The organism is Corynebacterium alimapuense (assembly GCF_003716585.1).
In the GTDB taxonomy this organism is placed as follows: Bacteria; Actinomycetota; Actinomycetes; order Mycobacteriales; family Mycobacteriaceae; genus Corynebacterium; species Corynebacterium alimapuense.
Map to the genome: position 1 here is coordinate 164,834 of NZ_PTJO01000006.1, position 12,132 is coordinate 176,965.

Annotated in this window: 13 protein-coding genes; 12 read left to right on the top strand and 1 reads right to left on the bottom strand. The window is 58.2% G+C overall.

The features are described 5' to 3' along the window. Window positions 1-44 precede the first annotated feature (44 nt). The 11 genes from C5L39_RS10055 (at window position 45) to C5L39_RS10105 (ending at window position 10,504) form a co-directional block, all read left to right on the top strand. Entirely contained in the window at window positions 45-1,193 is a 1,149-nt protein-coding gene (locus C5L39_RS10055) for an endonuclease domain-containing protein (RefSeq protein ID WP_123048771.1), read from the top strand. A 270-nt stretch (window positions 1,194-1,463) separates the two neighbouring features. Then, window positions 1,464-2,201: an SDR family oxidoreductase gene (locus C5L39_RS10060; RefSeq protein ID WP_123048772.1), complete on the top strand. Its 738-nt coding sequence runs from the start codon at window positions 1,464-1,466 to the stop codon at window positions 2,199-2,201. Window positions 2,202-2,212: 11 nt separating this feature from the next. Beyond that, window positions 2,213-2,875 carry a LysE family translocator gene (locus C5L39_RS10065; protein ID WP_123048773.1) on the top strand — a complete coding sequence of 221 codons (663 nt, stop codon included), beginning with the start codon at window positions 2,213-2,215 and terminating at the stop codon, window positions 2,873-2,875. Window positions 2,876-2,933: 58 nt separating this feature from the next. Then, window positions 2,934-3,221 carry an RNA-binding S4 domain-containing protein gene (locus C5L39_RS10070; protein WP_123048774.1) on the top strand — a complete coding sequence of 96 codons (288 nt, stop codon included), beginning with the start codon at window positions 2,934-2,936 and terminating at the stop codon, window positions 3,219-3,221. Next, window positions 3,221-4,027, top strand: a complete 807-nt coding sequence (locus C5L39_RS10075; protein ID WP_123048775.1) for a VOC family protein — start codon at window positions 3,221-3,223, stop codon at window positions 4,025-4,027. Before C5L39_RS10070 ends, C5L39_RS10075 begins: the two co-directional genes overlap by 1 nt. Continuing rightward, window positions 4,017-4,295, top strand: coding sequence for an MGMT family protein (locus C5L39_RS10080; protein ID WP_123048776.1), 279 nt, complete (start codon window positions 4,017-4,019; stop codon window positions 4,293-4,295). Before C5L39_RS10075 ends, C5L39_RS10080 begins: the two co-directional genes overlap by 11 nt. A gap of 200 nt (window positions 4,296-4,495) precedes the next feature. After that, complete coding sequence (locus tag C5L39_RS10085; RefSeq protein ID WP_123048777.1) at window positions 4,496-5,839, top strand: ammonium transporter; 1,344 nt, start codon at window positions 4,496-4,498, stop codon at window positions 5,837-5,839. 100 nt (window positions 5,840-5,939) lie between these two features. Continuing rightward, window positions 5,940-7,031: a tyramine oxidase subunit B gene (locus C5L39_RS10090; protein ID WP_245974976.1), complete on the top strand. Its 1,092-nt coding sequence runs from the start codon at window positions 5,940-5,942 to the stop codon at window positions 7,029-7,031. 48 nt (window positions 7,032-7,079) lie between these two features. After that, a complete protein-coding gene (gene solA, locus C5L39_RS10095; RefSeq protein ID WP_123048779.1) occupies window positions 7,080-8,231 on the top strand; it encodes an N-methyl-L-tryptophan oxidase in 1,152 nt (383 codons plus the stop codon). A gap of 120 nt (window positions 8,232-8,351) precedes the next feature. After that, window positions 8,352-9,410, top strand: coding sequence for an NAD(P)-dependent alcohol dehydrogenase (locus tag C5L39_RS10100; RefSeq protein WP_123048780.1), 1,059 nt, complete (start codon window positions 8,352-8,354; stop codon window positions 9,408-9,410). 32 nt (window positions 9,411-9,442) lie between these two features. After that, entirely contained in the window at window positions 9,443-10,504 is a 1,062-nt protein-coding gene (locus C5L39_RS10105) for a YihY/virulence factor BrkB family protein (protein WP_126268757.1), read from the top strand. Between the two features lie 2 nt (window positions 10,505-10,506). On the opposite strand, the gene C5L39_RS10110 is transcribed toward C5L39_RS10105, so the two are convergent. After that, a complete protein-coding gene (locus tag C5L39_RS10110) occupies window positions 10,507-11,415 on the bottom strand; it encodes an alpha/beta hydrolase fold domain-containing protein (protein WP_123048782.1) in 909 nt (302 codons plus the stop codon). 94 nt (window positions 11,416-11,509) lie between these two features. On the opposite strand from C5L39_RS10110, the gene C5L39_RS10115 reads away from it, so the two are divergent. Beyond that, window positions 11,510-12,130, top strand: a complete 621-nt coding sequence (locus C5L39_RS10115; protein WP_123048783.1) for a CG0192 family protein — start codon at window positions 11,510-11,512, stop codon at window positions 12,128-12,130. Window positions 12,131-12,132 lie beyond the last annotated feature (2 nt).

Genomic DNA, 12,132 nt, shown 5'->3' on the forward strand with positions numbered 1-12,132 from the left:
GTGATGCCCACGTGATTGCTGGTGAGGAATCCAGGAGTGAAATTGTGTCCTACCGAGGTGCCCCCGATGACCGTTCGATCCTTCACCTGCCGGGAACGCTCCGAGTCTGGGATGGGATGCCGTTGCCGCCGGCCGGGTTCGGCCTGCCGCTATCGATCGCGGAAGTTAGAACACGAGCTGCTCGACATCACCGCCTAGCGCCGTCGAACCCGCGGTTGAATCGGGAGATTGAGCGTTGGTTCTACCGGATTAGCCCAGCTCATGTGCTCGAACACGATCGCTTGAGAAGCAGTGGCCTGGCAGATTTTGATGCACTTAGCCACCCTCGAGGGATCCGCTATGCGGCTGATGCCCGGACCCGGGCGGTGGCTCACCTGCGAGAACACCCGAAGTGGACGGCCTCTGCATGGAGTGCGGCGGCATTGCTGGGAATCACTGAGTTCAGCGATGGAGCCGATGCCTGTTTCAGTTGCCCTAGCGATAGACGATTGACTCCCGATGCGCTGCACGCCACTCGTCAGCGGTTGGGGTTGGAGTTCAAACCGTGGGTGTTGCATTTAGGCAGCGAGCAATTAGCTGTGACGCCACCCTTGTTGACCTTGGCCGGGTGTCTTCGCTCAGTATTGGCCGGGCAGCATGCATGGGAGGTGCCAAAGGTTTCGCAGATGCCTGCACGCGAGGTGCGGGCGGTGCAGGTGATTGATCAATTTCGTCGACAGTGCGGTTTTGGATCCGAGCATCTGATCAGGGGTCTGCAGGGATTAATTCATGCGCGGACGGTTTGTCGTCTCGTGGATTGGAGCAGTCAACATGCGGATTCGCCGCCGGAGACCACCCTGCGGCTATTGACCCAGCGGGCGCTGGCGGGGCGCGGCGTCGAGTTCCGCGAGCAGGTCCCAGTATTCGAAGACGGCCAGGTTGGAGCTTTGGGGACTAGGTCAGGTCGGCCCAAGTTGTTGACGGTGCTCGACCTCGGGGAACCTGGACTCAAGATTGCTTTGATGTATGACGGCGGGCATCACCTCCAGCGTGGGCAACGAGACCGAGACGCCCGGATCACCGCGGAGCTGAGCATGCAAGGTTGGTGGGTTCTACGGGTTTCGGCGGGAATGCTCCGGAATGGCGAGGACCTGACGCGCAAAATTCGGGCGTTGGTGGCTGGGCGGCAGACTCATGGGGCGGCAGGCGGGTGATTTCGGGTTGGTGCGGGTTGGTGCGGGTGTGTGATTTCGCTGAAGGCGTATTTTCTCACCGACCCCCTTTCGCTGAAGGCGTATTTTCCCTGTTCAGGATTCCGGGCAGCATTCGAGCTGGTGAGAAAATACGCCTTTGGAACTCTGACACTCTCCGACAGCCCGACAGCCCGACACTCTGCCAGCCCACAAGCCTCCTCATGAACACACCGACGGCCCTTTTGGCAGCGCCCGAGCCAGATCACCTTGTCTTCTGCCACACTTGAACTTATGACTGAAAACTCCAATGCCACATTCACCAAGAAGATCGCTGTCGTTACTGGTGGTTCCTCCGGAATCGGTGCAGCTACCGCCGAGGCACTGGCCCATGATGGCTGGTATGTCATCGTGGCCGCGCGTCGTCAGGACCGAATCAAAGAAGTCGCAGAACGCATCGGCGGGTCTGCCATCGAACTCGATGTGACTTCAGACGAGTCTGTCGAGCGGTTGGTGGCAGAGGTAGCCAAGTTCGGTCGGGTAGATCTCTTGGTCAATAACGCCGGTGGTGCCAAAGGCCTGGATCCGCTGCGGGAAGCCAATATTGAGGATTGGAAGTGGATGTATGACACTAACGTCCTAGGTACGGTCCGAGTGACCAAGGCGCTTTATCCGCTGTTGCTGGCCAGCGAGGGATTGATCGTCAATATTGGTTCCATGGCCGCGCTCAACGCTTATGCAGGTGGCTCCGGCTATAACGCCGCGAAATTCGGGTTGCGAGCACTAACCCGATCCATGCGCTTGGAAGAAGTAGAAAACCCGGTCCGCATCACTGAGATTGACCCAGGTCGAGTCGCCACCGATTTCTCCCTGGTCCGGTTCAAGGGCGATCAGGATAAAGCCGAAGCCGTCTATGGCGACAAGCTCAATCTCACCGCTGGTGATATTGCAGAGGCCATTCGCTGGGTCGCCTCGCTGCCAGCGCACATGAATATCGACTCGATGAATATCATGCCCCGCGATCAGGCCTAGACTGTTCGGTCGTGACCACTGCCGCTTTAAGCACCCTGCTCGTCGTGTGGATCGCGGCCATTGTCTCGCCCGGTCCTGATCTAGTTCAGATCATCCGCCTCGGCTCACGGTCTCGGGCAACCGGGATCTGGTGCGCCCTGGGGATCATGCTGGGCAATATCTTGTGGATCACCGGGTCCCTATTAGGGCTATCTGCACTGGTCAGCGCCTATCCGCCGGTGCTTACGGCACTCCAATTGCTCGGTGGTTCCTATCTATTCTGGATGGGTACAGGTGCCGTGCGAAGTGGGCTAAAAGCTCGCAGCGCAGCTAGCACCGATCCGGAAGCAACGCCCCAGGATCTTCCAGATCTGAGCGCCCTGCAGGCCGTGCGTCTGGGGTTGGCCACAAACTTGTCTAATCCCAAAGCGATTTTGTTCTTCGGTGCCATTTTTGCCCAGTTTATTCGCCCCGATATGGACGTGGCCTGGTCGGTAGCCGTTGCACTCATTCTCATTGTCACGGGTATCGCTTGGTTTGTGGGTTTTGCTTTGGCGGTAGGAGTGCTGGCCTCCAAAATTGTGCGCAATGCGGCGGTTATCGATCTCATCACTGGTGTGGTGTTTATCCTGCTAGCGCTGGTGATGATCTGGGAAGGTCTCCAGGGGTTAGCACTGGCTATTTCGGCACTCTAAAACCGATATCCCGGTAGGCGGTACTGCTGCCTGGAACCCGATAAGTACACTGGCCATCATGCAGGGAGCAGAGGTCGCGATCAGCGGTGAGACCATTAAACTTGGCCAGTTCATCAAGCTTGCCAGCCTGGTAGCTACTGGCGGTGAGGCCAAAGAGGCTATTGCCGCTGGACAGGTGAGTGTCAATGGTGAGGTGGATACCCGCCGTGGCAAAACGTTGCGCGTTGGGGACTTGGTTTGCGTTGCTGGCTCCTGCGCCCGTGTGAGTGCAGAGGCTGAGGGCGACTATTTTGACGAGGCTACTGCGGATGATGACTTTGACCCCGAGAAGTGGAGAAACCTGTAATGCCAGCTTTTGAGGCCATCGGTGGAATGCCGTATTGGATCGATCTGACTACCTCCGACGCTCGAAAGTCTGCGCACTTTTATTCCGAGCTGCTCGGCTGGGAGATTTCTGGCGATGATTATCGCATCGCCCGCGTGCAGGGTCTGCCGGTCGCCGGGCTTATCCCGCAGCCGGCCGATGGCTCTTCGTTTCCGGATACGTGGGTGACCTATTTCTTGGCTGATGATATTGATGCCCAGGTCCGCCAGGTAGTTGAACTCGGCGGGCGAGTCCTTGCTGAACCCACTGACGTTCAGCTAGGCCGGATGGCCGTGCTTATCGACGCCGCCGGGGCAATGTTTGGTCTCATCGAACCGGCCGGCGAGGATGCTTTTGTCGCGGCCGGCGAGCCGGGCACCCCAGTCTGGCATGAGCTGACCGCTACCACGGGCTTTGATGATGCCGTTGATTTCTATCATTCTTTGCTAGATTGGGAGCTGGTAGCCATGAACGCGGGGGAGGAGTTCACTTACACCACCGCGTTGGCACAGGGTGCCGCCTTCGCAGGCATTTGGAAGGCCGAGGGGAATTTCCCGCCCCAGGTGCCGAGCTTCTGGCAGAGCTATTTGGGTGTCTTAGATATGGCCGCTGCGGTGGCTAAGGTCCCGGAACTTGGCGGTGAGGTGATCCGTGATCCTTGGGATTCGGAGTTTGGCCTTATGTGTTTGATCTCTGATTCCACCGGCGCGACCGTCACGTTGTGTGAGGTTGAGGAACCGGTGGAGGATATCCGCGAGTCTGACCCGCTTGAGGGCTTTGAGTTCTGACCCGGTATTCGAGCTCGATGACCTGACGTCTGCGGTCCTCGCGCTTGTTGACGCGCTCCCGCCCGGCCAAGTGACCACCTATGGTGCGCTTGCTGCCGAGGTGGGTACTGGCCCACGTCAGGTTGGCCGCATCATGGCCAACTATGGGCACCTGACTGCCTGGTGGCGAGTGGTCCGTGCAGACGGCTCCTCACATGATCCTGAACGCTCCGTCCCGCACTGGGATGTTGAGGGGATCGCCCATAATGGGCGTGCTGTGAAGCTTTGATTCTGTCCGCTATTGAGGCTCGGCTGTTGGCCTTGTAGTGGGTTCAGTGCTGCATACTTTTGATTGTGGCTGTAGTCACACATTGCAATATCTATTGACCTATTGATAGAAAATTGAGTAAATTGCCTGTCAGGCGATAGAAAATAACCATGATAGTCGCCTCAACACTCCGAAACTGCAGGTAAGAAAGAGGTAATTGCATGGATGTCGCAGATATTGCCTGGATCCTGACAGCGTTCGCTTTGGTGGGCCTGATGTTCCCCGGTTTGTCTCTTCTTTACGGAGGCATGCTCGGCAGCGGGCAGGTTCTTAACATGTTCATGATGGTCATGAGTTCGCTGGCCGTCACCACATTTGTCTATGTCCTCTACGGCCATGGTCTAGTCCTCGGAAACTCCCTCGGTGGGTTGGGATTGATCGGCGACCCGCGAGAATACATTGGCTTCAACTCGCTCATCGAAGATGATGGAGCTGGCGGAATCCTCTGGGGTGGCTTCTTTATCTTGTTTGCCGCTATTTCCCTGGCACTAGTTGCCTCCGGCGCAGCAGGGCGGATGAAGTTTGGCTCCTGGCTCATTTTCGGAGCTCTCTGGCTCACCTTCGTCTATGGTCCTTTGGCTCACTGGGTGTTCGCCTTCGATGACGAAGAAGCTGGGATCGTTGGTGGTTGGTTGGTCAACAACGTCGGCATGCATGACTTTGCAGGTGGCACGGCCGTCCATATGAACGCTGGTGCCTCTGGCCTGGCCTTGGCAATGGTCTTGGGTGCTCGTCGTTCCGGCCCCACCCGTCCCCATAGCCTGCCTTTGACCCTGTTGGGCGCAGGCCTGATCGTTGTCGGCTGGTTCGGCTTCAACGGTGGTACTGCCGGTGGTGCGAACTTCCTCGCCACCTATGTCGTGGTTACCTCCTTGCTGGCCGCTGGTGGCGGAATTATGGGCTTCATGCTCATCGAGAAATTCCGCAACGGCAAGCCCACTCTGTTGGGCCTGGTCACCGGCATGATTGCTGGCTTGGTTGCGATTACCCCAGCAGCCGATGCCGTCAGCCCGATCGGTGCCATCATCGCCGGCTTCCTCGGTGCAGCAGGTGCAGCGTGGGCAATTAGCTGGAAGTCCCGCCACAAGATCGACGATTCCCTGGACGTCTTCGCAGTCCACGGCATCGCCGGAATCGTCGGCGCCTTCTTTGTTATGCTCTTCGGTTCTGCAGCAGCCCCGGCCGGAGTCCAAGGTGTCCTCCTTGGTGGAGACACTTCCCTGCTCTGGCGTGAACCCCTCGCAGTTGTGGTCACCCTGACCTGGGCCTTCGGTGTCACCTGGTTGATTGCCACCATAATGACCAAAATCTACGACATCCGAATCTCTCCAGAAGACGAAGCCGATGGCATCGATCAGTCGCTCCACGCTGAGTCTGCCTATGACATCCGCAGCACCGGCATGTTCGGCGCGACCTCTCGGGCAAGTGAGAGCCGTCGCCCTGTCAAAGCTGAGGCAAAGCCAGAAACCACGGTTGAACCGACCCCACCAGATAGTCCCAAGTAATCAAGCTAAAGCCCCCAAGTATCTGAAGAGCTAAGGACAAAACGTGACCAGCAATACTCCTTCCACCAATATCGATTTCCTCTACCTCTCCGAGCCCGAAATGGTTGAAGCCGGAGTCACCGACATCGCCCGCTGCGTCGATGTCATGGAGGAAACCCTCGTGCTGCTCGCCGATGGCGATTACATGATGGCTGGCCTGAAATCGAATTCTCACGGCGCAATGATCACCTTCCCGGAAAAGCCCGAATTCCCCGGGATGCCCGCTGATGGTCCGGATCGTCGCTTCATGGCGATGCCTGCCTACCTAGGAGGACGCTTCAACGGCACGGGTGTGAAGTGGTACGGCTCTAATGCCGAAAACCGTAAGTCCGGGCTCCCGCGCTCCATTCACGTTTTTGTCCTCAATGACACGGTCACTGGCGCTCCCAAGGCCATCATGTCCGCCAACTTGCTCTCTGCCTACCGCACCGGTGCGGTCCCGGGTGTGGGCGTCAAGCACCTAGCTAAGGCTGATGCGAGCTCAGTCGCCATCATCGGCCCCGGCGTGATGGGCAAGACCATCCTGGATGCTGCCATTTCGCAGCGCCCCATCACCACGGTCAAGATCAAGGGTCGCTCGGCTGGCTCGACCGAGAGCTTTACCGAGTGGGCTAAGAGCACTTACCCGGAGGTTAGCTTCGAGATCGTTGATTCGATCGAGGAAGCCTGCAAAGACACCGACATCGTCATTGCAGCTACCACTACCGATGCCGCTGGCCCGGAAGCCTTCCCTTACTTCCCGCGTGAGATTCTCTCACCCGGTGCGTTGTTGCTGCTGCCGGCTGCCGCGCGTTTCGACGACGAGTTGGTCACCGATCCGAGCACCCGCCTGGTCGTTGACTACGACGGCCTCTATGACGCTTGGAACGAGGAGTACGGCACCGAAGTTGCCTACCGCCTCCTTGGTATCCCCGGAAACCGCTGGTGGGACATGATCGAGAGTGGAGACCTGGCCAAGGATGCCACGTCTCAGATGGGCGATATTGCCGCAGGCCGCGCCCCAGGCCGAGCTAACGATGAAGAGATCATTCTCTACTCCGTTGGTGGCATGCCGGTCGAGGACGTCGCTTGGGCTACCGATATTTATGACACCGCCAAGAGCAAGGGACTGGGCACCAGCTTGAACCTCTGGGAATCTCCCGTCTTGGCTTAACGCACTACCCACACCCAGCACGAAAGCTCGAAAGGAAGCATCACCATCATGTCTGCACGAACCCGCGTCGGAGTCATCGGATTGGGAACCAGCGGGTCCATGGCTATGTGGCAGCTGAGCAAGGATAAAGACGTCGAGGTCATCGGCTTCGAGCAGTTTGGAGTCGGCCACGGATACGGAGCCTTCACTGGCGAGTCTCGGCTGTTTCGCACTGCCTATCATGAGGGTGCGAAATACGTTCCGTTGTTGCTGCGCGCTCGTGAACTCTGGCAAGACTTGGGCGGATTGACCGGTCGTCGGCTACTCAATCCATTTGGAGTGTTGAGTGTAGGAAAAGAAGATCATGCTCCGTTTAAGCGGATGGTGGAATCAGTAGAACAGTTCGGCCTACCGCACGAGCGACTCACCGCAGAGGCGATGCGGCACCGCTATCCCGGTCTGGACTTCCGGGATGATGAGGCTGGAGTTCTCGATCTTTACGGTGGTGCATTGCGCCCGGAGCTGGCAGTACTGAGCGCCTTGGAACAAGCCAAACTCAATGGCGCGACGGTCTTCGATCATGAGCGGATTCTCAATGTTGAGGATTTGGCTGATGAAGGAGTCAAGATCACCACTGAGAGTCGAGAGGTGATGGTTGATCGCGTCATCGTCACCGCAGGCTCGTGGGTCAAGGAGCTAGTGCCGGAGGTCTGCGATCTGATTGAGATTCGCAAGCTGGCATTGACCTGGTTCTTGCCCAAGTCTTACTCCGATTTCGTGCCGGAGCAGTTGCCGTGCTTTATCCGAGACCGGGACGGTTTCCACGTCTTCGGCGCCCCCAGCGTCGATGGCTACTCGGTCAAGATCGCCGGGATGGACATTTGGGGAGCACCCGGCAAGGAACGAATCGAAAACGCTGATCTACGGCTCGACCCGGAAGCTGTCTCGGCTTTTGGCGAGAAGGTCGTCGATATGTTCCCTGGAGTGCAGCCGGAGCCTAACCGCTACAGCGTCCACTTCGATAGCTTTACCTCATCGAAGGATCCCATCATTGACCGGATTGGCAATGTCGTTGTGGTCACTGGTTTGTCCGGACATGGGTTCAAAATGGCTACCGCGCTGGGTGAATTGGCTGGCGACTTGGCAGTACATGGCGAGGCTGAGTTTATGCATCCGGATTTCACTATCGCCGCGCATGAACCGATCCACGCGAAAGTTTAAGAGCTCGTTTGAGCTTGTCAGATAGTTGTTGAGACACTGAGCAGAAACAGGGCCGATGGTTGCGCACTAGCAATCATGGGCCCTGTCTGTGACTTAAGGAAAAGGACTACCCTCACCCTCATGAACGAATTAGACATCACCACCACTCAAGCTTGGGGCTCCCTAGGAATTAACCAGCCGCTAGAACCAGTAATCATTCCCCGGAGAGCTCTCCGCGAGGATGATGTGCGCATCAGCATTGAGTTCTCCGGCATTTGTCACTCGGATATTCATACGATGCGCGGAGATTGGGGGGCGCGGCAGTATCCGTTGGTTCCCGGTCACGAGATCGTCGGACGGGTCACCGCGGTTGGTGCGGACGTCGTCGATTATCAGTTGGGCGATCGTGTCGGGGTGGGCTGTTTCATCAACTCTTGTGGCTCCTGCCATGCCTGCCAGCAGGAAGAGATTTCTTATTGTGAAAACGGACCGATTCCCACCTATGGCGGTATTGATTCCTACGCTGATGATGAATACACCCAGGGCGGTTATGCGCGAGAGATCGTCGTGCGGGAGTCTTTCATTGTGCGCGTTCCAGAGGCGCTCGACCCAGCGGCGGCGGCTCCGTTGTTGTGCGCGGGTATCACCACCTATTCTCCGCTCAAGCGCTGGGGGACTGGCCCCGGCCGTCGAGTAGCGATCATCGGCATGGGCGGTTTAGGCCACGTCGGGGTCAAAATTGCGGCCGCGATGGGTGCTGAAGTCACGGTATTTTCTCATTCGACCAGCAAGCGCGAGGACGCCCTAGCTTTCGGCGCTCATGACCATGTCTCCACGGCTGAAGGACTGCCGGAGAACTACCGCAATTATTTCGATCTCATCCTCAACACCGTGTCCGTGGACCTAGAGACCGAGGACTATTTGGGGCTGCTGCGTTTCGACGGCTCGTTGGTCCAGCTCGGCCTGCCCGGCGCGCCACTGCAGACCAGCACCCGCAGGTTGGCACAGTTTCGTCGCTCGCTATCTGCCTCGATGGTTGGCGGCATTCGCGAGACCCAAGAGATGCTTGATTTCTGTGCCGAACACGGGGTGCTGGCCGAAATTGAGCTCATCTCGGCGGAGGACATTAACGTCGCTTATGACCGCACCGTGGCCTCGGATGTGCGTTATCGCTTCGTCATTGACGCCGCTACGATCTGAATTTAGGGTACTTTCCTGTAAGAATAGGACGAGTGAGCGGCTCTGCGAAGATAAAGACCGGGCGCCCCAGGCTGGGGCTGTCCGGTTGGATCTATACGCTCCGCCGCACGGTTCAGGGGTTTTGGTCCAATAGTGGGCTGGATAAGGCCGCCATGCTCACCTATTACACGGTGTTATCTTTTGCCCCGACGCTGTTGGCGGTTTATTCAATCGCCACGCTTTTTTTAGCTAATAACGCCGAATTGGTCAGCTCCTTGGTGGATGAGTTCATCACCACCTATATCCCAGATGAGTTTCAGGGACTGGTCACAGATATCGTCACCGCCGTTATCGGCTCGGCCGCTGGTGGCGTGGTGGGTTTGATCGCCGGTGCACTGACCGCCCTATGGTCGGCCTCAGCCTATGTCCGAGCCTTTTCTCGTTGTGCCAATAGTATCTACGGGCAGCCGGAGGGTCGTGGCCTGATCTGGACCTGGGGGACCATGCTCGTGACCACGGTGGTGCTAGTGGTGGGGCTAGTGCTGCTCGCAGCATCGGTGGCGATGAACGAATCGGTAGTCTCTGCGGTGTTTGCTCCCGTTGCTGATCCTCTGGGTCTGACTGACACGCTCAACTACCTGCTCAAGGTATTTTTGCCGGTCTGGGGATGGATCCAATGGCCAGTGATCTTAGGTCTAGCCATTGCCTTGATCGCGGTGCTCTACTACTACACACCGAATGTCCGGCTGCCGAAGTTTCGGTGGTTTAGCCCAGGCTCCCTAGTGGCATTGGCCGGGGTGGCATTGGTGGTCACGGGCTTTTACCTGTACCTATTGTTTTTTACTGCGCTGAGTTCTTATGGCGCTATCGGTACTCTTTTGGCGTTGATGTTTACCCTCTGGGGCGCCAATATCTCCCTGTTGTTGGGCGTCACCGTCAATGCGGAGATGGAACGGACCCGGCAGCTCAAGGAAGGAACTGCAGCGGAGAGCCAGATCCATCTTCCACTGCGCGGTACTACCGGAGCCCTGCGTAAAAAAGCCACGTGGCGTCAGATTGAAGCCCGCGGCCGTCAGTTGAGGCAGGAAGCCACTTCAGCGGCGGAGTCGGATTAAGGTCACACCGTGGCTAAGAACTCCGCCACATCGGCGATCTTGGTGCGGGAGACCTCCGGGGTAGCCACGCGGTGCCGAGAGACATATTCGCTGACGGTGACCTGTGGCGCCTGGTCAATCCCGACAGGGCGGGCGGCGATCTCATCCTGCAGAGCAATCTGAACCAAGGAACGTGGCCACGTGGACACTGGCGGGACTTCGCTGTTGCCGCGGATGCTGTCCGGAAGCCCTGCGACCGATCCGAGATCGGGGAAAGTGAGCACGAGGGCGTCGAAAAGCGAAGCATTAAGCGCAGCCAACGCGGCACCAGAGGAATAACCCCAGCCGGTGATGGAGCTGGCGTTATGGTGCTGGGCATAACCGACGGCCTTGGCCACCGCGGTGCTGATCTCCGGGACAGTGTGCTCAGGGGCCAGGGGATGATCCAGGTCCAGAATGGTTGTTCCGGAGCGCTGCGCTGCGGCGGCAACCTCTGGCCGCCAGGCGATCTCGAGCGCGGTGTCAGAACCGCGCCACCACCCTCCGGAATGCAGACTGATCGCCCAGCGGCCACTCGGCTCGGAAGGGACAAAAAGCTGACCGCCGACCTCCGGGACGTCAGAAACCTCAACTCCTTCGGCCCAGACCACCCCCGGCATCGAGTGATCTAAGCCAGCGCCGAGCATGAGCATCGCGGTATGAGTGATCCGGTCAGGTAACCGGGCAATGTAATTATCGGCCGGGGCAGGATCACCTGCGCCACCCTTCCACGGCGGAGTGAAATCGGGGAGATCGTAATGGGCCTCGAGGTAAGAGTAGAGCTGCTCGAGCTGCTGCTCAGGTGACATCTCGCGATCGATGCCACCGACCTGGAAATCAGCGCGGAAACGATCTTCTTGCTGCTGCTGGGTGCTCTTATCGGTGTCGGTCATGGCACCTAGCCTAGTGACGCATCGCTCTCACCGTGTCGGTGCCGAGTGACTATTCTGGAGATAGAACTAGCCACTGCGCATCAGGGGAGTCATCATGAGTGGAATCGTCCAAATCTACGATGCAGAGCTGAATCCGACGAAGGAATGGATCGCTGCCAGCTCCGGCGGAGTGGTCACGCTGCTGGGCAGCTATCGCCTGGCAGATCCCGCAGGGAAGGTGGGCATTGAGGTACTTGTCGGATCGGATATTGACGGCCGCCCCGTGCAACTGCCGCTGACCTACCGCGCCGCTGAACTGCATTCCGAGCACACACTATCGGAGATGGAACACAGCGTTTTGGGGCGACGCTGGGTATCTAATGCGCTGGGAGATCCGGTGGCGGTAGCTGCGTTTATTCGCGTCATCCTGGAAGGAGACGATGCTGCTACCCGCTCCGACGGTGTTCCGGCTGCTCTGGTGATCCGTGGTTCCGGTGACCATAGCCAGGTGAGTGTCACCGAGGTTGAGCTGAAAGAGGCCACTCGTCAGCGTGCCATTGGCACGGTGGTCGTCGATGGCCAGCGTAAATCCTTCCAGCTCTATCTTCCGCACTCGCTCCATCGCCTACACAGCAGTGACTCCGAAGCTGATCCCATCCGGCACAATTTGATCGGCTGGTTGCCGTCAATGCCGGAAAAGCAGCGCGTGGTGGCAGAACTCAGCCTGGAAGACTGAGC